Genomic DNA, 21,050 nt, shown 5'->3' on the forward strand with positions numbered 1-21,050 from the left:
GACCCCCGGCGCCTGCGTCCCCGGCGTCTCGGTCGGCGGCCGGGAGGGCGCCTCGGCGCGGTCCCCGCCCGGAGTGGGCGATGGGGCCGGCGTCTCGGCGCGGTGCCGGCCGGGCGCCCGGGTGTGCTGGGTGTGCTGCGTGGAGGGCGCGGGCTGCCGGACCCCGCTGGAGATGAGGCCGTCCAGCAGCGCCTGGGCGGACGGCCGCCGCGCCGGGTCCTTGGCCAGCGCCGCCTGGACGGCCTTGAGCAGCGTGCCGTCCAGCCCGCCCAGTTCGGGTTCGCCGCTGATGATCTGGTGGATGACCGCCGGCAGCGAGTTGCCGCCGAAGCACGGCCCGCCGCGCGCCGCGAAGGCCACGGTCGCGCCCCAGGCGAACACGTCGGACGCCGGGCTCGCGCCGCGCCCGTCCAGCTGCTCGGGGGCCATGAACGCGGGCGTGCCGATGATGCCGCCGGTCGCGGTGAGGCGCGTCCCGTCCAGCGAGCGGGCGATGCCGAAGTCGATGACGCGCGGCCCGAACGTGGACAACAGCACGTTGGCGGGCTTGAGGTCGCGGTGCACCACCCCGGCGTCGTGGATGGCGGTCAGCGCGGTCGCGATGCCGACCGCGACGGCCTCCAGGTCGGCGCCGCGCAGCGCCCCCTCCTTCGCGACGGCGTCGTCCAGGCTGGGGCCGTTGACGAACTCGGTCACCAGGTAGGGCGGGTCCGCCGCGGGGTCGGCGTCCAGGACCGGCGCCGTGCAGAACGCGCGCACCCGCTTGGCCGCCGCGACCTCCGCCTCGAACCGCGCGCGGTACTGCCGGTCGGCCGCGTACTCCCGCCGGATCACCTTGAGGGCGACCTTGCGCCCGGACGCGTCCAGCCCCGCGTACACCGTCCCCATGCCGCCCTCGCCGAGACGGTCGACGACCCGGTAGGGGCCGATGCGTTCCGGCAGGTCGGCGTGCGGCACGGACATACTCCTCGGGACGGCGATCGGCCCTACAAGCCTGGCACATCCCCACACTTCACGCGGCCCGGTCCGCCATCTCCCCGGGCCCGCGCCCCTCAGCCGAGCTCGGCCCGCAACGTCCGGGCCACCACCTCGGCGGTCACCTCCAGCGGACGGACGTCGTGCGCCGTCCGGCTGAGCACGAGCGCCCCCTCGAAGGCGCTCAGCACGTAGGTGGCCAGATCCTTCGCGCGCGCGTCCGGGATCCCGCCCTCGGCCAGCCTGCGCGCGAGGGAGAGCTCCCACGACGCGAACACCTCCGCGCACGCGTGCCGCAGCGGCTCGCTCGTGCTGGCGACCTCCAGCGCCACGGTCGCGATCGGGCACCCGTCGCCCCACTCCGACCTCTCCAACGCCTCCGCGCTCAGCCGGAACATGTCGAGGACCGACCGCTCCAGGCTCTGGTCGGCCCGCGCGAACACGAGGTCGAACAGGCGCAGGTAGCGATCGCCCGAATGCCGCACGGCCTCGGCCCCCAGCTGCTCCTTCCCGCCCGGGAAGAAGTGGTACAGCGACCCCCAGGGCGCCTCGCCCGCCGCGGTGATCTGCTTGAGCCCCGTCCCGGCGTACCCCTGCTCGCGGAACAGCTGGGCGCTGGCCTCCAGCAGGCGGGTCCGTGTGTCGCGCGTCATGGGGACACCCTAGCCATTGCCCTCACTAGATCGATCTATCTACTATGACGATCGATCCAGACAGGAGGCGCTCATGAGCGTGCGGACCGAACGCCGCGGCCCCGTCCACGTCATCACCCTCGACCGCCCGGACCGCCGCAACGCGGTCGACGGGCCGACCGCCCGGCGGCTGGCCGACGCGGTCCGCGCCTTCGAGGACGGCGACGCGAAGGCCGCCGTGGTGACCGGCGCCGGCGGGGCCTTCTGCGCGGGCAGCGACCTGAAGGCGATGGCCGCGGGCGACTTCCCCGCCCCGACCGCCGGCGGCCCGCCCCCGATGGCCGTCACGCGCGCCCGCCCGTCCAAGCCGGTGATCGCGGCGATCGAGGGCTACTGCTTCGGCGGCGGCTTCGAACTGGCCCTGTGGTGCGACCTCCGGGTGGCGTCGGAGACCGCCGAGTTCGGCCTGCTCAACTTCGAGCACGGCCTCCCGTCCCTGGACGGCGCCACCGTCCGTCTCCCACGCCTGGTGGGGCAGCCCCGCGCCCTGGACGCCCTCCTGACCGCCCGCCGCATCCCCGCCCGGGAAGCCGCGAGCTGGGGCCTGCTGACCGCCCTCACCCCGCCCGGCGAAGCCCTGGAGACGGCACTTGCCCTGGCCGCCCGGATTGCGTCCCTCCCCGCCCCGGCCCTCCAGGCCGCGCGCGCGTCCCTCCTGGCACAGGGCCCTCTCCCCGAGGCAGATGCCCTGAGGAACGAAACGACTCTCGCCCTGGCCGCCCTGCCCACGCGCACGTGACCAGACGCGAATTCGCGTGGGCGTCTTGCGTCCCGGCGGGGGCTGAACTGTAGTCTGGACAGGTGTCCAGAACAAACGATCGCTTGCTTCTGGTGGACGGGCGTCTCGTCCCCGGGGCGGGCGGCGCCTTCGAGACGATCAATCCCGCGACCGAGGAGGTGCTCGGCACCGCCGCCGACGCCTCCGCAGACGACATGGACCGGGCGATCGCGGCCGCGCGCCGCGCGTTCGACGAGACCGGGTGGTCGACCGACCACGCCTTCCGCGCGCGGTGCCTGCGGCAGTTCCGGGAAGGGCTGCGGCGGCGCGCCGACGAGCTGCGCGAACTCACGATCAAGGAGGTGGGCGCGCCGAGGTTCCTGACGTTCGGGGCCCAGCTGGACGCGCCCGTCGACGACCTCGCGTGGTTCGCGGACCTGGTCGAGGAGTACGGCTGGGAGCGGGACCTCGGGCGGGCCGAGCCGATGGGGATGCCCAGCCACCGGCGGGTCGTCCGGGAGGCGGTGGGCGTCGTCGGCGCCGTCACCCCGTGGAACTTCCCGCACCAGATCAACCTCGCCAAGCTGGGCCCGGCGCTGGCGGCGGGCAACACGGTGGTGCTGAAGCCGGCCCCCGACACGCCCTGGTGCGCGGCGGTGCTCGGCGAAGTCATCGCGGAGGAGACCGACATCCCGCCGGGCGTGGTCAACGTGGTCACCTCGTCCGATCACGCGCTGGGCGCCCAGCTCACCCGGGATCCCCGCGTCGACCTGGTGTCGTTCACCGGGTCCACCGCGACGGGACGCGACGTGATGGCGAGCGCGGCCGGGACGCTCAAGCGGGTGTTCCTGGAGCTCGGCGGCAAGTCGGCGTTCGTGGTCCTGGACGACGCCGACCTGCGGGCCGCGTGCTCGTACGCGGCGTTCGCCGGCATCACCCACGCCGGTCAGGGCTGCGCGATCACGACCCGGATCCTCGTCCCGCGCGAGCGCCACGACGAGGCCGTGGAGATCACCGCCGGGGCGCTGGCGAAGCTCGGCGCCGGCGACCCGCAGGACGACCGGACGATCTGCGGCCCGGTCATCTCGGCGCGCCAGCGCGAGCGGATCGAGGGCTACCTGGACCTGGCCGTCAAGGACGGCGGCGCGTTCGCCTGCGGCGGCGGCCGCCCGGAGGGCCGGGACAGGGGCTTCTGGATCGAGCCGACGCTGATCACCGGGTTGACCAACGACTCCCGCGCGGCGCGGGAGGAGATCTTCGGCCCGGTGCTGGTGATCCTGCCGCACGACGGCGACGACGACGCGGTGCGGATCGCGAACGACTCGCCGTACGGGCTGTCGGGCGCGGTGCACGGCGGGGACGTCGAGCGGGCGCGCGGGGTCGCGCGCAGGCTGCGGACCGGGACGGTCAGCGTGAACGGCGGCGTCTGGTACGGCGCGGACGTCCCCTTCGGGGGCTACAAGCAGTCGGGCATCGGCCGCGAGATGGGCGTGGCCGGTTTCGAGGAGTACCTGGAGACCAAGGCGATCGCGGAGGGCGTGTGAGGTTCGAGGGAAAGGTCGCGGTCGTCACCGGGGCCGCGCAGGGAATCGGCGAGGCGTACGCGCGTGCGCTGGCCTCCGAGGGCGCCCACGTGGTCGTCGCGGACGTGGACGAGCGCGGCCGGGACGTCGCGGACGACATCAAGGGCCTGTTCGTGCGGACGGACGTGTCCGACCCCGCGTCCGTGGACGCCATGGCCGGGGAGGCGGCGGAGCGGTTCGGCGGGATCGACCACCTCGTCAACAACGCCGCCATCTTCGGAACGATGAAGCTGGACTTCCTCTTCACCGTCGACTGGGACTACTACAAGAAGTTCATGTCGGTGAACATGGACGGCGCGCTGCTGTGCGCCCGCGCCTGCCACCCCCACATGCAGGCGCGCGGCGGCGGTTCGATCGTCAACCAGTCGTCCACGGCGGCGTGGCAGTACTCGGGCTTCTACGGGCTGGCCAAGGTCGGCGTCAACGGGCTCACGCAGCAGCTCGCGCACGAGCTGGGCGGCATGAACATCCGCGTGAACGCGATCGCGCCGGGCCCGATCGACACCGAGGCCAACCGGGCCGTCGTGCCGGGGAACATGTCGCAGAAGATCGTCCGGGACAAGATGGCGCTCAAGCGGATGGGGTCGCCCGGGGACCTGGTGGGCGCGTGCCTGTTCCTGCTGTCGGACGACGCCGCGTGGATCACCGGCCAGATCCTCAACGTGGACGGCGGCGAGGTGTTCCGGGCATGAGCGATGCGCGCGTCCCCCCGCAGGGTGAACGCAGGGCGGTCGGCTTCGTCGGGCTCGGGCAGATGGGGGCGCCCATGGCGACCCACCTGGCGGGCCGGGGCCTGGCCGTGTACGACGCGCGGCCCGAGGCGATGGCGCCGTTGGTGAAGGCGGGTGCGCGGGCCGCGAGGAGCGTCGCCGAGGTGGCCGCGCACTGCGACCTGGTCTCGGTCATGGTCCGGGACGACGCCCAGGTGACGGAGGTGGGCGAGGAGGTGCTCGCGAGCGCGCGTCCGGGCACGGTCCTCGCCGTCCACTCGACCATCCGCGCGCGGACCGCCGAGGACCTGGCCTCGCGAGCGCGCCGCTATGGGATCGAGGTGGTGGACGCGCCGGTGAGCGGCGGGTTCATGGGGGCGAGCGCGGGCAGCCTCGCGGTCATGGTCGGGGGGTCGGACGAGGCGTTCGAGCGGTGCCGCGAGCCGTTCGGCGCCTGGGCGGACCTCGTCCTGCACATGGGGCCGGTCGGCGCGGGCACCCGCGCGAAGCTGGCCCGCAACATGCTGCACTTCATCTCGTTCACGGCCGCCGCGGAGGCGCAGCGGCTCGCGGAGGCGGCGGGGGTGTCGCTGCGCAAGCTCGGCAGGGTCGTCCGGCACACCGACGCGATCACCGGCGGCGCGGGCTCGATCATGCTGCGGCCGACGACCGCGCCGCTGGAGCCGGACGACGACCTGTACGACATCCTGCGGCACACGCGGGATCTCGGCGAGAAGGACCTGGCGCTCGCGCTGGAGCTGGCGGACGAGCTCGGCGTCGACACCCCGCTCGCCCGGATCGCCCTCGACCGGTTCGGTGCGGGGCTGGGGTTGGTGGGAGAGGCCAATGACTGAGCGGAGCGAACCGGGGGGCGTGGGGGGTCGCCCCCCCACAGAGAACATGACTGAGCGGAGCGAACCGGGGGGTGTGGGGGGTCGTCCCCCCACAGAGAACGTGACTGAGCGGAGCGAACCGGGGGGTGAGCGCGGCGAAGCCGTGGGGCGGCGTGAGCGTGGGCTGGAGATGATGCGCCAGGTCTACGGCTGGGAGGTCTCGGACGGGCCCGGCGACTTCTTCGGCATCACCGTGGAGCACCTGTTCGGCGACATCTGGACGCGACCGGGGCTGAGCATGCGCGACCGGCGGCTGCTGCTCGTCGGGGCCCTCGCTGGGCAGGGGCTGAACGACGTCCTCGACATCCAGATCCCGGCGGCGCTGGCCAACGGGGAGCTGTCCCCGGACGAGCTGCGCGAGATCGGCGTGTTCCTCACCCACTACATCGGCTGGCCGCTCGGGTCGAAGCTGAGCGTCCAGATCGACACGCTGATCGCCAGGCACGAGAAGCGCGCGCGGCGGGACGGCTAGCACAGGCGCGGGGTCGGGTCGGGCATCAGCATCGGCCCGGTCACGCGGAACCGTTCGACGCCCTGCCGGGTGAGGCTGACGCGCAGGTCGATCCAGCCGCGCACGCCCGGCTCGCCGCAGTCGTAGGCGCCCCTCAGCGGGAAGTGCAGGTCGCCCACCGACAGCTTCGCGCCGCGCACGTGCACCGGCAGCAGGATGCGGGAGCCGGCGGTGAGCGGGGCGATGAGGCATCCGCCGACGTCGCGGCCGCGCGCTTCGCCGGGCACGGCCACGGGGTCGGACGGCGCGCAGCCGATGATCCCGGGGTGGCCGCCGGCGTCGCGCCCGCCGCCGGGGCGCCCGACGGCGAGCACGTCCACCACGATGACGTCGCCGGGCTCCGCGCCGACGACGACGAGCGGACCGCACAGCAGGACGCCGCCGCCGGGTTCCCGGCCGGGGCACTCCATCCGGACGGACCCGCCCGTGATGACCTCCGCCACACCCGGGATGTCGGGGTGCCAGTGGGAGTGTCCGAGAACGTCCCGCATCCCGGGGTCGCCGAGGTCGAACACGGCTGGTGAAGGCATCGGGCAGAGCTCCTTCCGCAGGGACCAGGTGATGCTCCGATCCTGCCCAGCCGCTGTTTCGGGACGGTTTCGGCTTCCTGACGCCCGCGTAAGACGGCCTTCACCGGAAAATCCGCGAGCCCCGGGGAACCGGGCCGCGAGAGCGCGCGTCCAAGGTCCATGCGTGGTCGTATCCTCCTCCCGGTCGCGACGACGCTCCTGCTGGCCGGGAGCGCCGGGTGCTCCAGGTCAGGGCAGGTCCACGACCGGGACTCCCAGGCGCCGCCGGTGCGGCTCGTCGCCTATGGCGGCTGCGACGCGCTCCTCGACGAGCTGCGCCGCGCCACCCTGGACAAGGTCGGCCCTTACGGGCTCGACGGCGTGCCGGGCGGCGGCGGCATGGAGGCGCTGGCGAAGGCGTCGAAAGCGGACAAGGTCCCCGGGGCTCCCGCGCCCGCACCGGAGCACTCCACCACGAACTCGCACGAGCCGGATGCGGACGAGCCCGATCTCGTGAAGACCGACGGCCGCAGGATCGTCGTGTTCGCCCGGGGACGCCTCAAGGTCATCGACCCGGTGTCGCGCAAGGTGGCGCACACGGTGGACCTCCCGGGCGGCACCCGCTACGACAGCGGGGAGCTGCTGCTCAGTGGTGACCGCGTGCTCGTGCTGACGCGGCAGACCATGGCCGTGCCCTTCGAAGGGCCGGGACCGGGCCGGTCGGCACCCGGTCGACCGCTGCCCGGGTCGACGCAGGCGACGCGCCTCACACTGGTCGATCTCGCCGGCAGGCCCAGGGTCGCCGGGACGATGACGTCCGGCGCCGACTACCTGGACGCGCGGCAGACCGGCTCCACGGTCCGCGTTGTGGTGAGGTCTCTTCCGCGCATCTACTTCCCCGGTGGCGACGGCGAGAAGAAGGCCGTGGCGGCGAACCGGGAGGCCGTGTGGAAGGCCCCGCTGGACGCCTGGCTCCCGTCCTTCGAGGTGGAGGGCGGGGCGACGTACCGGACGCCGTGCGACCAGGTCAGCCGCCCGTCCTCGTCCGCGGATTCCTCGATGCTGACCGTGCTGACGCTCGACCTGGCGAAGGGCCTCGGCGACCCGCGGCCGGTCGCGGTGGCCGCTGACGGCTCGACCGTCTACGGCAACGGGAACAGCCTCTACATCACCGGCACTCCCCCACAGCTCTTCGCGTGGCCGCGCAAGAAGGCGGTCGAGCCGCGTACGGACGTCTACAAGTTCGACGTCCGCGGTGGCGACCGTCCTCGCTACGTGGCCTCAGGCTCGGTCAAGGGGTTCCTGCTCAACCAGTACTCGATGTCGGAGCACGAGGGGAATCTCCGCCTGGCCGCGACGACCAGCCGGAACGAACCCGGCAGCCAGGCGTCGCAGAGCTCGGTGTACGTCCTGGCCCAGCACGGCGCGCGACTCGACCAGATCGGGCGGCTCGACGGCCTCGGCAAGGGCGAGCGGATCCACTCCGTCCGGTTCATCGGCGCCACCGGCTACGTCGTGACGTTCCGGCAGACGGACCCCCTGTACGTCGTCGATCTCAGGGACCCCCGCCGCCCCCGGACGACCGGCGAACTCAAGATCAACGGCTATTCCGCCTACCTGCATCCGACGGCGGACGGGAAGCTGCTCGGGGTGGGGCAGGACGCCGACTCCTCCGGCCGGACGAGCGGTCTCCAGGTGTCGCTCTTCGACGTCTCCGAAGGCCCCCGCAGGCTGGACGCCTACAAGCTCCCCGGGGCGGCCTCCCAGGCGGAGTTCGAACCGCACGCGTTCCTGTACTGGCCGAAGACCGGTCTCACCGTCGTGCCGGTGACGCGGCGGGACGGCGGCCCGCCCGAGGCCCTCGCCCTCAGGGTCACCGGTTCGGGCGTCACGAGGCTCGGAACCGTCCGGGCCCCGGGCCCGGACTTCGGCGGCGGCGCCGGCCGCTCACTCGTCATCGGCGACACCCTCTGGACGTTCTCCGACGCGGGCGCGCACGCCGTCGACGCGGCCACCCTCAAGGGCGGCGACCGGCTCGCCTTCGGCTAGCGCAGCCCGGTCGAGCGCTGGAGCGCCGTCTGGATGAGCCGGTCGACCAGCGCCGGGTAGTCGAGTCCCGTGGCCGCCCACATCTGCGGGAACGCCGACGCCGGGGTGAAGCCGGGCATCGTGTTGATCTCGTTGAGGATCCAGCGGCCGTCGGGCGTGTGGAAGAAGTCGACCCGGGCGAGGCCCTCGCAGTCGAGCGCGTCGAACGCCTGCACGGCGATGCGGCGGACCTCCTCGATCGCCGCGGGCGGCAGGTCCGGCGGGATCGCCATGGTGGTGGAGCCGTCGAGGTACTTCGTCTCGAAGTCGTAGAAGTCGTGGCCGCCCCCCATCAGGACCTCGGCGGGCACGCTGGCCTCGGCGGGGCCGTCGTCCACCCCCTGCAGGACGCCGCACTCGATCTCGCGGCCCTCGACGGCGGCCTCCACGATGACCTTGGGGTCGTGCTCGCGGGCCGCGTCGACCGCGGCCTCCAGGCCGGCCTCGTCGGTGACCCGGGTGATGCCCATGCTCGACCCGGCGCGGGCCGGCTTGACGAACACCGGCGTGCCGTCGGCCAGGCCGAGCTCCCTGATGATCTCGTCGACCTTGCGCTTGCGCTCGCGCCGCCACTCCCGGTCGCCGACCAGGACGTACGGGCCGACGGGCAGGCCGCGCCCCTGCCACACGAGCTTCATGAACCCCTTGTCCATGCCGACCGCGCTGGCCAGCACGCCGGCGCCGACGTAGCGGATGCCGGCGAGGTCGAGCAGGCCCTGGATCGTGCCGTCCTCGCCGTAGGGGCCGTGCAGCAGCGGCAGGACCACGTCGACGTCGCCGAGGGCCGCGGGCACCTCGCCCGGCCGGACCACCATCAGGCCGCGGCTGTCGGGGTCGAACGGCAGCGCGAGGACGCCGCCCTCCCCGGTCACCTCCGGGAGCCGGCCGCCCTCGATCGCCAGGCGCAGGTCCGCGGGCGGGAGCACCCAGCGCCCGTCGCGGGCGATGCCGATCGGCACGACCTCGTACCGGTCCCGGTCGATGGCGGCCATGACGGCGCCGGCGGTGACGCAGGAGATCGCGTGCTCGGAGCTGCGCCCGCCGAACACCACCGCCACGCGGATCCTAGAAACCTGGGACATGACGCCCGACCCTACCGGTGATCAGCACGGGTCGGCCACGAGCGAACCGGGCGCGCTGCGCTGCCATTCCGTCACACCCCGTACCGCTCGGGCTTGGGAGACCGCGAAATCAGCGAGATCGCCGCCTCCTTGATCGGTATGCCGCGGTGCAGCACGGCGGTGACGGCCTCGGTGATCGGCATCTCCACGTTGTGCTTGCGCGCCAGCTCCAGCACCGCCTCGGCCGACTTCACGCCCTCCGCGGTCTGCTTGGTGACGGCGATGACCTCGTCCAGGGTCATGCCGCGGCCGAGGTTCTCGCCGAACGTCCGGTTGCGCGCGAGCGGCGAGACGCAGGAGGCGACGAGGTCGCCCATCCCGGCGAGGCCCGCGAAGGTGTGCTCGTCGGCGCCGAGGGCGGCGCCCAGCCGGGCGATCTCGGCCAGCCCGCGGGTCATCAGCAGCGCCTGGGTGTTGGAGCCGAACCCGAGCCCGACCGACATCCCGACGCACAGGGCGACGACGTTCTTCACCGCGCCGCCCAGCTCGACGCCGATCACGTCCGTGGAGGTGTAGACGCGGAAGTAGGACGTCATCGTGGCGGCCTGCAGGCCGCGCGCGGCGTCCTCGTCCACGCACGCGGCGACGGCCGCGCTGGGCTCGCCGGTGGCGATCTCGCGCGCCACGTTCGGGCCGCTGAAGACGGCGACGCGCTCCTGCGGGACGTCGGCGACCTCGCGGATCACCTCCGACATCCGCCGGGTGGTGCCGAGCTCGACGCCCTTCATCAGGCTGACCAGGACGGCCTCGCGCGGCAGCAGGGAGACCCAGCCGCCGAGGTTGTGCCGGAGCGTCTGCGCGGGGACGGCGAGCGCGACGAAGTCGGCGCCGCGCAGGGCCTCCGCCGGGTCCAGGGTGGCGCGAATGCCCTCGGGGAGCGGGACGCCCGGCAGGTAGTCGGTGTTCTCGTGCCGTTCGTTGATGCCCTCGACCACCTCGGGGCGGCGTCCCCAGAGGGTGACCTCGCCGCCGGCGTCGTGCAGCATCATCGCGAACGTGGTGCCCCAGGAGCCGGAGCCCATCACCGCGGTACGGAAGGTCACGAGTCGGCCGCCTTCGGTTCGGCCGCGCGCTGCCCGCCGGACTCCGGCCCGGCCGGTCCGGCCTGCTCGGGGACCGCGTCCTTGGCCGCGCCCGCGTCCTTGGCCGCGCCCGCGTCCGCCTCGGCCTGGGCGGCGCGGCGGCGCTCCTCCAGGACCCTGTGGTGGTCGAAGGGCTCGGAGGGCGGCTCCTCGCCGCGCAGCTCGCCGAGCAGCGCGGTGATCGCGGCCATGATGTCGTCGGTGGCGGCGCGCAGGGTGTCGCGGTCCAGCGGGAGGCCCGCGTACCGCGACAGGTCCACGGGCGGCCCGGCGATCACTCTCATCGTCTTGCGGGGCAGCGGGTGCACGCCCTTCTTCAGGCTGCCCGCCAGGCCCTTCTGCTCGCCCTTCTTGTACGGCATCAGCTCGTGCGCGCCCCAGCTCGCGACCGGGACGACCTTGGCGCCGGTCTGCAGCGCCATCCGCGCGGCGCCCGTCTGCCCCGTCATCGGCCACAGCTCCGGGTCACGGGTGCAACTGCCCTCCGGGTAGAACATCAGGCACTCCCCGTCCAGGAGGGCCTTCTCGGCGTCCCTGAGGGCCAGGGCGGCGTCGGCGCTGTCGCGGTAGACCGGGATCTGGCCGGTGCCCCGCAGCACCGCGCCGATGAACCTCACGCCGAACAGCGTGGACTTGGCCAGGTAGACGGGGTAGCGGCCCGACTCGTAGACGAAGTGGGCGAGCGCGAGCGGGTCGGACTCGGAGATGTGGTTGGCGGCGATGATCACGCCGCCCTTCCTCGGGACGTTGCCGCGGCCGCGCCAGTCGCGCTTGAGCAGCCCGAACAGCAGCGGCCGCAGGATGACGATCGTGAGCTTGCGCCACCCCGGCGAGTAGCGGTGGCCCGGGCGTCCCTCCTCCTGCGAGGGGGCGACCCCCTGCTTCGCTCCGCTCATCCCGCCCCTCCCTCGATCCGGCCCGCAGGTGAACCTGGGGTGTCCTCAAGTGTCGCGGTTGCGGGCGCATAGTGTCGAGTTGCCATGTCTACACCAGCACCCCCCGTGCGAGCGCACGGGAAGCCGCCGCTCCGGTGGTCGCTCGTCGTCCCCGTCAAGGTCCTCGCCAAGGCCAAGACCCGCATGTCGGCCGCGGCGGGACCGCACCGGGAGGCCCTGGCGCTCGCGGTCGCGGCCGACACGGTCGCCGCCGCGCTGCGCTGCGACCGGGTCCGCGACGTGATCGTAGTCACCGACGATCCCCTTCCGGCGGCCGAGCTCGCCGCCCTCGGCGCCCGGATCGTTCCGGACGTCCCGGATGCCGGCCTGAACCCGGCCCTCGTCTACGGCGCCGGCCGCGGCCGGGAGCTGGCCGCCGACGCCGGCGTCGGGGCGCTTTCAGCCGACTTGCCCGCTTTGCGACCTCTTGAACTCGCTCGCGTCCTGGACGCCGCGAGCGCCGCGCCCGAGGCGTTCGTGCCGGACGCGGCCGGCGTCGGCACGACCCTCTACACGGCCCGCCCGGGCGTCCCGTTCTCCCCCGCGTTCGGCGGCGGCTCGCGGACCGCCCACCGCGCCCGCGGCGCCCGGGAGATCCTCCTGCCCGGCACCGACAGCGTACGCCGCGACGTCGACACCCCGGACGACCTCCGCGCGGCGCTCGCGCTCGGCGCCGGTCCCCGCACCACGGCCGTCGCCTCCCGGCTGCCCTCGTTGGCCTAGAGTCGGGGGTATGCAGGGGACGGTGAAGGCGTTCGACGCGCGGACCCGCTCGGGGAGCGTGCTCCTCGACGACGGGACGGAACTTCCCTTCGACGCCGAGGCGTTCGCGGCGGGCGGCCTGCGGCTGCTGCGCTTCGGCCAGCGGGTGAACCTCGCGCTGGACGGCGAGCGGATCTCGGTGGTGACGCTGTCGACCTTCCCGCTTCCCGCACCGCCCGCCTGAGCGGGCGGTCCCGGACGAGCACGTCCCGGAGGAGCGCGGCCGGACGAGCCCGGAAACGCGGCAGCGCCCGGAACCATGCGGTCCCGGGCGCTGACGCGGTGAGGCACTACTTCTTGCCGGCCACCAGGTTCTTGAAGTCGGCGCCCGCCTTGAACTTCGGCACGGACGTCGCGGGAACCTCGATGGTCTTGCCCGTTGCGGGGTTGCGGGCCGTGCGGGCAGGCCGGTCGGCCTTCTCGAACGAACCGAACCCGGTGATCGCGACCTTGTCGCCCTTGGCGACCGCGTTCTGGATCGCCTCCAGGATGGCGTCGACCGCCTCGGCTGCGGCCTTCTTGCTGCCCAGCCGGTCAGAGATGGCGTCGACCAGCTCACGCTTGTTCATGGGTTACTCCTCTAGTTCCCCCCTTGCCCGAACGAAACTAAGGGACCCTCACCATGGACACAATCACCTTCACGCAAACGATGGCGTGTCGCTGGCGTTTTTGTCGGTCTCGCCCCCGTCTCGCCCGGTGACCGGACCGGATCCGGCCACTGCGCACGCTAACCGACGTCGGGCCCCTCTTGGAAATCGGCGAGGAACGCGTCCAGCCTGCGGGCGGCCAGTTCGGCGTCCCGTTTCGCCAGATCGGTGATCGCCAGAAGGTGCCGGATGAGCCGCTGCCGGTCCTGTGGCGGGAGCGGTGCCACGGCGCGATGAGCGTCACGCAACTGTCGTGCGAGCTGCGTCAACGTCGGATCGTCCCACTCTGGCCCGGTCCACGGGGCCGTGCTCACTTGGAGTCCCCCAACGGTCGGCGGTCGTTGCACACCAGGGAGATTCTCCCCGCGTCCGCGCCGACCGTCTCGCCCGGGGTACGTTCGGGCGCGCCCGTGACGCCGGATACTTCCAGGTATCTGGCGTCACGGGCGGCGTGTCGCGGATCTCGGACGGGCTACACCGTGGTGGGGAGCAGGGCGGTGCGGGCCGCCTCGAACTCGGCGATGGCGTCGGCGTGGCGCAGCGTGAGGCCGATGTCGTCCAGGCCCTCCATCAGCCGCCAGCGGGTGTAGTCGTCGATCTCGAACGTCGCGGTCTCGGCGCCCCAGCGGACCTCGCGCTCGCCCAGGTCGACGGTGATCTCCAGGGCGGGGTCCTTCTCGACCGCGCTCTGCAGCGCCTCGACCTGCTCGCCCGTGAGGACGACCGGCAGCAGGCCCATCTTCGTGGAGTTGTTGCGGAAGATGTCGCCGAAGCGCGACGCGATCACGACGCGGAAGCCGTACTGCTGCAGCGCCCAGACGGCGTGCTCGCGGGACGAGCCGGTGCCGAAGTCGGGCCCGGCGACCAGGATGCCCGCGCCCTGGTACCGCGGCTGGTTCAGGACGAAGTCCGGGTCCTCGCGCCAGGCCGAGAACAGGCCCTTGTCGAATCCGGTGCGGCTGACCTGCTTGAGCCAGACGGCCGGGATGATCTGGTCGGTGTCGACGTTGCTGCGGCGCAGCGGCACCGCGCGCCCGGTGTAGGTGGTGAACGCTTCCATCGTGCTTCCTTAGAGGTCGGCGTCATTCTGGGGGGACGACCCCCCAGACCCCCCGGCGGCTGCGCCGAGGTCAGCGGGGGCGGCCAGATGCCCGGTCACGGCGGTGGCGGCGGCGACGGCGGGCGACACCAGGTGGGTGCGGCCGCCCGGTCCCTGCCGGCCCTCGAAGTTGCGGTTGGACGTGGAGGCGCTGCGCTCGCCGGGCGCGAGCTTGTCGGGGTTCATCGCCAGGCACATCGAGCAGCCGGCCTCGCGCCACTCGGCGCCGGAGGCCGAGATGACGGCGTCCAGCCCCTCCTCCTCGGCCTGCTTCTTGACCTTCATGGAGCCGGGGACGACCAGCATCCGGACGCCGTCGGCGACCTTGCGTCCCTCCAGCACGCCCGCGACGGCGCGCAGGTCCTCGATCCGGCCGTTGGTGCAGGAGCCGACGAAGACGGTGTCGACCGCGATGTCGCGCAGCGGCGTCCCGGCGGTCAGGCCCATGTACTCCAGGGCGCGCTCGGCGGACTGGCGCTGGACGGGGTCGTCGAAGGACGCGGGGTCGGGCACGGACTCGCCGAGCGGCAGGCCCTGGCCCGGATTCGTCCCCCACGTGACGAACGGGGTCAGCTCGGCGGCGTCGATCACGACCTCCCGGTCGAAGACCGCGTCGTCGTCGGTGCGCAGGGACGTCCAGTACTCGACGGCGCGGTCCCAGTCCTCGCCCCGCGGGGCGTGCGGGCGGTCCTTGAGGTAGGCGAAGGTCGTCTCGTCCGGGGCGATCATCCCGGCGCGAGCGCCGGCCTCGATGGACATGTTGCAGACCGTCATGCGGCCCTCCATCGACAGCGACCGGACGGCCTCGCCCCGGTACTCGACGATGTGGCCCTGACCGCCGCCGGTGCCGATCCGTGCGATGATCGCGAGGATCAGGTCCTTGGCGGTCACGCCCTCGGGCAGCGCGCCCTCGACCGTGACCGCCATCGTCTTCGGGCGGATCTGCGGCAGCGTCTGCGTGGCGAGGACGTGCTCGACCTCGCTGGTGCCGATCCCGAAGGCGAGGGCGCCGAACGCGCCGTGGGTGGAGGTGTGCGAGTCGCCGCACACGACGGTCATCCCCGGCTGGGTCAGGCCCAGCTGCGGGCCGATGACGTGCACGATGCCCTGGCCCTCGTCGCCCATCGGGTGGAGCCGGATCCCGAAGTCGGAGCAGTTCTTGCGCAGCGTCTCGACCTGGGTGCGCGACACCGGGTCGGCGATCGGCTTGAGCAGGTCCGTGGTCGGGACGTTGTGGTCCTCGGTGGCGATCGTCAGGTCCGGGCGGCGGACCTGGCGGCCCGCCATCCGCAGCCCGTCGAACGCCTGCGGGCTCGTGACCTCGTGGACCAGGTGCAGGTCGATGTAGAGGAGGTCGGGCTCGCCCTCGGCGTGCCGTACGACGTGCGCGTCGTACACCTTCTCGGCCAGTGTTCGGCCCATCACTCCACCTCACCTGTGCTGATCGTCGGCTGTGCTGGTCGTCGCGCCGGCCGGCGGCGCGCCGCCGGCCCGGTCGCCCGGGCGGTCCCGGCCACCTCGATTTGCATCTCAAATTACGAGACGGCAATATCAATGCATGGACAACTCTAGCGGAGTCGGCGTACTTGACAAAGCGGTGCTCGTGATGAACGCGCTGGAGGCCGGTCCGGCCTCGCTCGCCCAGCTCGTCCAGACGACGGGGCTGGCCCGCCCCACCGCCCACCGGCTGGCCGTCGCGCTGGAGCACCACCGCCTCGTCCACCGCGACGCGCAGGGGCGCTTCATCCTCGGGCCGCGGCTGGCGGAGCTCGCGGTCGCCGCGGGCGAGGACCGCCTGCTCGCGATCGCGCAGCCCATCCTGGCCCAGCTGCGCGACCACACCGGCGAGAGCGCGTCGCTGTTCCGCCGCCAGGGGGACGTGCGGGTCTGCGTGGCCGCCGCCGAGCGCACCAGCGGCCTGCGCGACACCATCCCGGTCGGCGCCGCGCTGCCGATGACGGCGGGGTCCGCCGCGCAGATCCTGCTCGCGTGGGAGGAGCCCGACCGGCTGCACCGCGGGCTGCGCGGCGCCAAGTTCGAGGCCACGACGCTGGCGTCCGTGCGGCGCCGGGGGTGGGCGCAGAGCGTCGGCGAGCGGGAGCAGGGCGTCGGCTCCGTCTCGGCCCCCATCCGCGGCGCCGCCGGACGGGTGATCGCGGCCGTCTCGGTGTCCGGTCCCCTCGAACGCCTCACCCGCTCCCCCGGGCGCCTGCACGCCGCGCCCGTCGCCGCCGCCGCCGAGAAGATCTCCGAAGGCATGCGCCGCACCGCGTCCTGATCCGGCCGTGGGGCGAACCGCCACAAGCCGGACGGACCTGGGAGTGTGCCGGTCTCCGCGCCCCCGACCTCGCTACCGTTGCCTTCGGTAAAGGGGGTGCAACGTGCAGATCTCCGAGCTCAGCGACCGCAGCGGGCTGACGGTCCAGACGATCAAGTTCTACATCCGGGAGGGCCTGCTGCCGAAGGGCTCGACGATCAGCGCCACGCGCTCGGAGTACGACGGGCGGCATCTGGAGCGGCTCCGGCTGATCAGCGCGCTGCGCGAGGTGGGCGACATGCCGATCTCGGCGATCCAGGAGGTCATCGAGGCCGTCGAGGACGACCGGGTCGGCATGCACGAGCTGTTCGCCACCGCCCAGCACGCCGTCGGCCCGCACGCCGCCGCGCCGCACGACCCGCACTGGCGGGCCGCCCGCGAGGACGTCGACGCCATCGTCCGCGAGCTCGGCTGGCAGGTCGGCGACCGCGCCCCCGCCCGCGACCTGCTGGCGCACGCGTTCGTGGCGCTGCGCCGCCTCGGCTTCCCGATCACCCTCAAGGACCTGCGCCCCTACGTGAAGGCCGCCGCCGAGGTCGCCGAGCACGAGATCGGACGGGTCGCGGAGGGCGCCCCGCGGGCCCGGACCGTCCATTCGCTGCTGGTGTCGACCGTCCTCTACGAACAGGTCCTCGCGTCCCTGCACCGGCTGGCCCAGGAGGACGCCTCGGCGCGCCGCTTCGGCCGCACCGTGCCCGCCCCGCGCGCCTCCCCCCGGCCGGACCCCGCTCCGCCGGCCTGACCCGGTCCCACCAGGCTTTTCCGGGATAGACGATCGGAATTGCCATTCACGCCCCCGTTTTAGGGCTTTCACTTTCTTCGCCTAATATGAAAGGCGATGACCGCGACGACGCCTCCGGGCTCCTCCTCCGGCGGCAGGTGGACCGACCGCCTGCTCGCCGAGGGCGACGACCCCGATCCGCGCTTCACCATGGCCAACGAGCGCACGTTCCTGGCCTGGATCCGCACGGCTCTGGCGCTGATCGCGGGCGGCATCGGCCTCGCCCTGGCGGGCGACCTGATCGATTCGCCGCTGCGGCAGGTGCTCGCGGTCGGCTTCGCCGCGGGCGGCGCCCTGGTCGCGGCGCTGGCGTTCCGCCGGTGGCTGCGCACCGAGCGCGCGCTGCGGCGCGCCGAGACGCTGCCGCCGCCCGCGCTGGCCCCGGTCATCTCCTACGGGCTGGCGGGCGCCGCGATCGTCCTGCTGATCGCGCTGCTGATCACCCGGTGAGGCTCCGGGACCCCGGCGCGCAGCCGGAGCGGACGGCGCTGGCCTGGTCCCGCACCACCCTGGCCCTGATCGGCGCGGGCCTGCTGTGCGTGCGCCTGGCCCCCTCGGCCCCGGGCACGGTCCTCGCCGCGGCGGTCGTGTGCGGCGGGGCCGCGCTCATGCTGCGCCGCACCCGCAGGAGCTTCCACGCCCGGCGCGCCCTGCCCACCGGGGCGGGCGCGGCCGACCCGGTCTCGATCCTGATCACGACCGGTCTGGCCATCCTTCTGGCGGGCGTCGCCGCCGCCTTCGCCTTCTGAGGCGCGTCCCGAGCCATGCGCGCCGCGCATGACTGGCGTGCGAAGTCTTCGCTGGTGACATGAGTGCGCGGCGTCTAACGTCGGACGCGCCATGACACGAATCGCCTTTCTCGGACTGGGACGCATGGGCGTCCCGATGGCCCGGCGCCTCATCGCCGCCGGGCACGACCTGACCGTCTGGAACCGCACGCCCTCCCGGGCCGCCCCGCTCGCGGAGGCGGGCGCCGCCGTCCGCGGCACGCCCGCCGAGGCGGCGCGGGACCGCGAGCTGGTCGTCACGATGCTCACCGACGCGGCCGCCGTCGACGACGTGCTGTTCGGCCCGGACGGCGCCGCCCCGGCCCTGCCGCCCGGCGCCGTGATCGCCGACATGTCGACGATCGGCCCGGACGCCGTCCACCGCGTCCGGAGCCGGCTCCCGGAGGGGATCGGGTACGTCGACGCGCCGGTCTCCGGCAGCGTCCCGCAGGCGGAGGCGGGCGAGCTCGTGATCCTCGCGGGCGCCGGGCCGGAGGACCTCGCCCGCTGCGCCGGCGTCCTCGCCGCCCTCGGGGACGTGCGGCACGTCGGCCCGCCCGGCTCGGGGGCCGCGCTCAAGCTGGTGGTCAACAGCGCGCTCGTCGGGAACTTCGCCGTACTCGGCGAGGTGCTGGCCCTGGCCGACCGGCTCGGCGTCGACCCGGGCCTCGCCCTGGACGCGCTGGCGCGCACCAGCCCCCAGGCCCGCCGCCTCAAGGAGCACGCCGACGGCGACTCGCCGCGCTTCACGCTCGCGCTGGCGGCCAAGGACCTCGGCCTCGCCCTCGACGGCTCCCCGCCCGCGGGCGTCCTGCCCACCGTCCGCGCCCGGACGGACGCCGCGCTCGCCGCCGGGCTCGGCGGTCACGACCTCGTCGCTCTCACCGACCACATCAGGAGGACTCCGCCCATGCGCGTGACGCTCGCCAACCCCGAGACCGTCCCGGCCCCGCCGAACCCGGCCTACTCCCACACCGCGTACGTGACGCAGGGCCCGATGCTGTACGTGTCGGGGCAGATCGCTCTCGGCGCGGACGGCGAGATCGACAAGCCCGGCGACATGACCCGCCAGTCGGAGGTGATCATGTCGCTGCTGGAGCGGATCCTCGCCGCCCACGGGGCGGGCTTCGGCGACGTGGTCAACATCCGGACGTTCGTCACCGACCTGGACCGGCTGCGGGAGTACGGCGACGTCCGCCGGCGGTACTTCACCGGCCCGCCGCCCACCAGCACGACCGTCGAGGTGTCCCGCCTCTTCCACCCCGACGCCCTGCTGGAGGTGGAGATCGTCGCGGTCGTCCCCTAGGTCCGGGGCCTCCCCGCCGCGCCCCGCGAGATTCCGGGCCCGCCCTCGGACCGCAGCTCCGCGGCCACGTCCCGCAGGTCCGCGAGGAAGGCGGTGACGGCCGGGGACCGGCGCGCGTGCCGCCCCACCGCCGCGTAGACGGCGCGGCGGGGGCGGCCGGACGTCACGGCGCGGAGCACGACGCCGTCCCGCGCCAGGGCGGAGGCGGCCACGGCCGGGACGAGCGTGACGCCGAACCCCTCGGCGACCAGCCCCAGCTTGGAGATCCACTCGGCGACCCGCAGCGGCGTCTGCGGCACGAACCCGGCCGCCTCGCACCGGGCGCGCAGCGCCGCGATCGCCTCCGGGTCGTCGGCGACGATCCACGGCTCGTCGGCCAGTTCCGCGAGCGGGACGCGTTCGCGCGCGGCGAGCCGGTGGCCGGACGGCAGCGCGACGAGCAGCGCGTCGTCCAGCAGGGTCACCAGGTCGTCGGCGGCGATCGAGGGGACCTTGTGGGTGCTGACCAGGGCCATGTCGAGATCCCCCGCCTCCAGCATCGGCAGCAGGCGCTCGGTGGTGCCCTCGCGCAGCAGCGGCCGGACGCCCGGGTGCCGGGCCCGGAACCGGGCGAGCGCGCGGGGGACGAGCACGGCGTTGGCGGTGGGGAACGCGCCGAGCCGCAGGGTCCCGGTGTCGAGCCGGCGCAGCCCGTCGAGGGCGCGGGCCGTGTCGGCGAGCCGGTCGAGGAGGGCGCGCGCGTGCGGGAGGAGGTACTCCCCGGCGGGCGTCGGCCGCACGCCCCGGGCGCCGCGCGCGAACAGCTCCACTCCGCAGACGTCCTCCAGCGCCGCGATCTGCCGCGAGACGGCCGACTGCGTGTAGCCCTCCGCGGCCGCGGCGGCGGTGAAGGAGCCCAGGTCGGCGACGGCGACGAAGGTCCGCAGCAGGACGGGATCGAGGGCTTCGGCACGCACTCCCGGAGCATACGGCCCGCTGCTGCCCGCACGGGGCCGCCTCCCCGCGCGCCGCCGCGCGGCCTGGAGGAGAATGACCGCCGTGGAAGATCTCGACGTCGTCGCGTGGATCCAGGTGTCGGACGGCCGGATGCTCGCCGTCCGGTCCCGGGGCCGCGACCTGCTGTACCTGCCCGGAGGGAAACGGGAGCCGGGCGAGGACGACTGGTCGGCCCTGTCCCGGGAGGTCCGCGAAGAGCTGGATCTGGAGCTCGACCGGGCGTCCTTCCGGGAACTGGGCGTGATCCGGGCCCCCGCCCACGACCAGCCCGACTTCGCCCACGTCCGCATGGCCTGCTTCACCGCCGCGTACCGGGGCGCGATGGCGGCGGCCGGCGAGGTGGACGAGTACGTCTACGTGGGGCGCGGCGACCGGCACCTGCTCGCGCCGGCCGCGCAGGCCGCCCTCGACCTCGCCGAGCGGCACGGCCTGCTCCCCTGATCGACCTTCGGACCCGGCCCCCGGCGACTTTGGTCGCCGGGGCCTGGTCCGGTGGCCGCTGCCCGGGCGTGCCCGACCCCGGAAGGCTCGGTGGCGGGCGGCTCGACCAGCGAGGAG

At 73.8% G+C, this 21,050-nt stretch carries 25 protein-coding genes; 14 read left to right on the plus strand and 11 right to left on the minus strand.

The window, feature by feature from the left end:
• Positions 1-957, minus strand: a 957-nt coding sequence (locus tag ABWI04_RS20300) for a serine/threonine-protein kinase (RefSeq protein ID WP_353833409.1), incomplete at its 3' end; no start/stop codon positions are given.
• A 95-nt stretch (positions 958-1,052) separates the two neighbouring features.
• Complete coding sequence (locus ABWI04_RS20305; protein WP_353833411.1) at positions 1,053-1,628, minus strand: TetR/AcrR family transcriptional regulator; 576 nt, start codon at positions 1,626-1,628, stop codon at positions 1,053-1,055.
• A gap of 73 nt (positions 1,629-1,701) precedes the next feature.
• On the opposite strand from ABWI04_RS20305, the gene ABWI04_RS20310 reads away from it, so the two are divergent.
• The 5 genes from ABWI04_RS20310 to ABWI04_RS20330 all read left to right on the plus strand — a co-directional run bounded on the left by ABWI04_RS20310 (position 1,702) and on the right by ABWI04_RS20330 (position 6,043).
• Positions 1,702-2,406, plus strand: a complete 705-nt coding sequence (locus ABWI04_RS20310) for an enoyl-CoA hydratase-related protein (protein ID WP_353833412.1) — start codon at positions 1,702-1,704, stop codon at positions 2,404-2,406.
• 92 nt (positions 2,407-2,498) lie between these two features.
• Positions 2,499-3,929, plus strand: coding sequence for an aldehyde dehydrogenase (locus ABWI04_RS20315; RefSeq protein ID WP_345174910.1), 1,431 nt, complete (start codon positions 2,499-2,501; stop codon positions 3,927-3,929).
• Complete coding sequence (locus ABWI04_RS20320) at positions 3,926-4,660, plus strand: SDR family oxidoreductase (protein WP_353833413.1); 735 nt, start codon at positions 3,926-3,928, stop codon at positions 4,658-4,660. Before ABWI04_RS20315 ends, ABWI04_RS20320 begins: the two co-directional genes overlap by 4 nt.
• Positions 4,657-5,532 carry an NAD(P)-dependent oxidoreductase gene (locus ABWI04_RS20325; protein WP_353833414.1) on the plus strand — a complete coding sequence of 292 codons (876 nt, stop codon included), beginning with the start codon at positions 4,657-4,659 and terminating at the stop codon, positions 5,530-5,532. The genes ABWI04_RS20320 and ABWI04_RS20325 overlap by 4 nt, the downstream gene beginning before the upstream one ends.
• A 169-nt stretch (positions 5,533-5,701) precedes the next feature.
• On the plus strand, positions 5,702-6,043 hold the full coding sequence (locus ABWI04_RS20330) for a carboxymuconolactone decarboxylase family protein (RefSeq protein ID WP_353833415.1): 342 nt from the start codon (positions 5,702-5,704) through the stop codon (positions 6,041-6,043).
• Here ABWI04_RS20330 and ABWI04_RS20335 read toward each other — a convergent pair.
• A complete protein-coding gene (locus tag ABWI04_RS20335; protein WP_345174902.1) occupies positions 6,040-6,612 on the minus strand; it encodes an acetamidase/formamidase family protein in 573 nt (190 codons plus the stop codon). The two genes, ABWI04_RS20330 and ABWI04_RS20335, sit on opposite strands and share 4 nt — an antisense overlap.
• A 159-nt stretch (positions 6,613-6,771) precedes the next feature.
• Here ABWI04_RS20335 and ABWI04_RS20340 point away from each other — a divergent pair, with 159 nt between their 5' ends.
• Positions 6,772-8,640, plus strand: coding sequence for a beta-propeller domain-containing protein (locus tag ABWI04_RS20340; protein WP_353833416.1), 1,869 nt, complete (start codon positions 6,772-6,774; stop codon positions 8,638-8,640).
• On the opposite strand, the gene ABWI04_RS20345 is transcribed toward ABWI04_RS20340, so the two are convergent.
• The 3 genes from ABWI04_RS20345 to ABWI04_RS20355 all read right to left on the minus strand — a co-directional run bounded on the left by ABWI04_RS20345 (position 8,637) and on the right by ABWI04_RS20355 (position 11,778).
• On the minus strand, positions 8,637-9,761 hold the full coding sequence (locus tag ABWI04_RS20345; protein ID WP_353833417.1) for a D-alanine--D-alanine ligase family protein: 1,125 nt from the start codon (positions 9,759-9,761) through the stop codon (positions 8,637-8,639). The genes ABWI04_RS20340 and ABWI04_RS20345 overlap by 4 nt on opposite strands.
• A 71-nt stretch (positions 9,762-9,832) precedes the next feature.
• Entirely contained in the window at positions 9,833-10,822 is a 990-nt protein-coding gene (locus tag ABWI04_RS20350) for an NAD(P)H-dependent glycerol-3-phosphate dehydrogenase (protein ID WP_345175213.1), read from the minus strand.
• Between the two features lie 17 nt (positions 10,823-10,839).
• Positions 10,840-11,778, minus strand: coding sequence for a lysophospholipid acyltransferase family protein (locus tag ABWI04_RS20355; RefSeq protein WP_353833418.1), 939 nt, complete (start codon positions 11,776-11,778; stop codon positions 10,840-10,842).
• Positions 11,779-11,883: 105 nt separating this feature from the next.
• Between ABWI04_RS20355 and cofC the strand changes: the two genes are divergently transcribed.
• The gene (gene cofC / locus ABWI04_RS20360) at positions 11,884-12,540 is read left to right on the plus strand and encodes a 2-phospho-L-lactate guanylyltransferase (protein WP_345174897.1); all 657 of its coding nucleotides are present in this window, start codon (positions 11,884-11,886) and stop codon (positions 12,538-12,540) included.
• Positions 12,541-12,550: 10 nt separating this feature from the next.
• Positions 12,551-12,763 carry a hypothetical protein gene (locus ABWI04_RS20365; protein WP_345174895.1) on the plus strand — a complete coding sequence of 71 codons (213 nt, stop codon included), beginning with the start codon at positions 12,551-12,553 and terminating at the stop codon, positions 12,761-12,763.
• Between the two features lie 106 nt (positions 12,764-12,869).
• Here ABWI04_RS20365 and ABWI04_RS20370 read toward each other — a convergent pair whose 3' ends face one another.
• The 4 genes from ABWI04_RS20370 to leuC form a co-directional block, all read right to left on the minus strand.
• Complete coding sequence (locus tag ABWI04_RS20370; protein ID WP_021598708.1) at positions 12,870-13,148, minus strand: HU family DNA-binding protein; 279 nt, start codon at positions 13,146-13,148, stop codon at positions 12,870-12,872.
• Positions 13,149-13,306: 158 nt separating this feature from the next.
• Positions 13,307-13,540 (minus strand): SCO5555 family protein, encoded by a 234-nt coding sequence (locus tag ABWI04_RS42830; protein ID WP_179843372.1) that lies wholly within the window; start codon positions 13,538-13,540, stop codon positions 13,307-13,309.
• Positions 13,541-13,698: 158 nt separating this feature from the next.
• A complete protein-coding gene (leuD, locus tag ABWI04_RS20380) occupies positions 13,699-14,286 on the minus strand; it encodes a 3-isopropylmalate dehydratase small subunit (protein WP_345174892.1) in 588 nt (195 codons plus the stop codon).
• Positions 14,287-14,295: 9 nt separating this feature from the next.
• Complete coding sequence (leuC, locus tag ABWI04_RS20385) at positions 14,296-15,747, minus strand: 3-isopropylmalate dehydratase large subunit (protein WP_345174889.1); 1,452 nt, start codon at positions 15,745-15,747, stop codon at positions 14,296-14,298.
• A gap of 136 nt (positions 15,748-15,883) precedes the next feature.
• Here leuC and ABWI04_RS20390 point away from each other — a divergent pair, with 136 nt between their 5' ends.
• From ABWI04_RS20390 to ABWI04_RS20410, 5 genes are all read left to right on the plus strand, one after another.
• Positions 15,884-16,603: an IclR family transcriptional regulator gene (locus ABWI04_RS20390; protein WP_345174887.1), complete on the plus strand. Its 720-nt coding sequence runs from the start codon at positions 15,884-15,886 to the stop codon at positions 16,601-16,603.
• Positions 16,604-16,706: 103 nt separating this feature from the next.
• Positions 16,707-17,384, plus strand: a complete 678-nt coding sequence (locus tag ABWI04_RS20395; protein WP_353833419.1) for a MerR family transcriptional regulator — start codon at positions 16,707-16,709, stop codon at positions 17,382-17,384.
• A 96-nt stretch (positions 17,385-17,480) separates the two neighbouring features.
• Positions 17,481-17,873 carry a YidH family protein gene (locus tag ABWI04_RS20400; RefSeq protein ID WP_345174885.1) on the plus strand — a complete coding sequence of 131 codons (393 nt, stop codon included), beginning with the start codon at positions 17,481-17,483 and terminating at the stop codon, positions 17,871-17,873.
• On the plus strand, positions 17,870-18,172 hold the full coding sequence (locus tag ABWI04_RS20405) for a DUF202 domain-containing protein (RefSeq protein WP_353833420.1): 303 nt from the start codon (positions 17,870-17,872) through the stop codon (positions 18,170-18,172). The genes ABWI04_RS20400 and ABWI04_RS20405 overlap by 4 nt, the downstream gene beginning before the upstream one ends.
• Before the next feature lie 91 nt (positions 18,173-18,263).
• Positions 18,264-19,496: an NAD(P)-binding domain-containing protein gene (locus ABWI04_RS20410; protein ID WP_345174883.1), complete on the plus strand. Its 1,233-nt coding sequence runs from the start codon at positions 18,264-18,266 to the stop codon at positions 19,494-19,496.
• Here the strand turns inward: ABWI04_RS20410 and ABWI04_RS20415 are convergent.
• Positions 19,493-20,452, minus strand: a complete 960-nt coding sequence (locus ABWI04_RS20415) for a LysR family transcriptional regulator (RefSeq protein WP_345174881.1) — start codon at positions 20,450-20,452, stop codon at positions 19,493-19,495. The genes ABWI04_RS20410 and ABWI04_RS20415 overlap by 4 nt on opposite strands.
• 73 nt (positions 20,453-20,525) lie before the next feature.
• Between ABWI04_RS20415 and ABWI04_RS20420 the strand changes: the two genes are divergently transcribed.
• Positions 20,526-20,933, plus strand: coding sequence for an NUDIX hydrolase (locus ABWI04_RS20420; protein WP_345174880.1), 408 nt, complete (start codon positions 20,526-20,528; stop codon positions 20,931-20,933).
• Positions 20,934-21,050: the final 117 nt, after the last annotated feature.

The organism is Actinomadura sp. NPDC000929, assembly GCF_040492065.1.
In the GTDB taxonomy this organism is placed as follows: Bacteria; Actinomycetota; Actinomycetes; order Streptosporangiales; family Streptosporangiaceae; genus Spirillospora; species Spirillospora verrucosospora.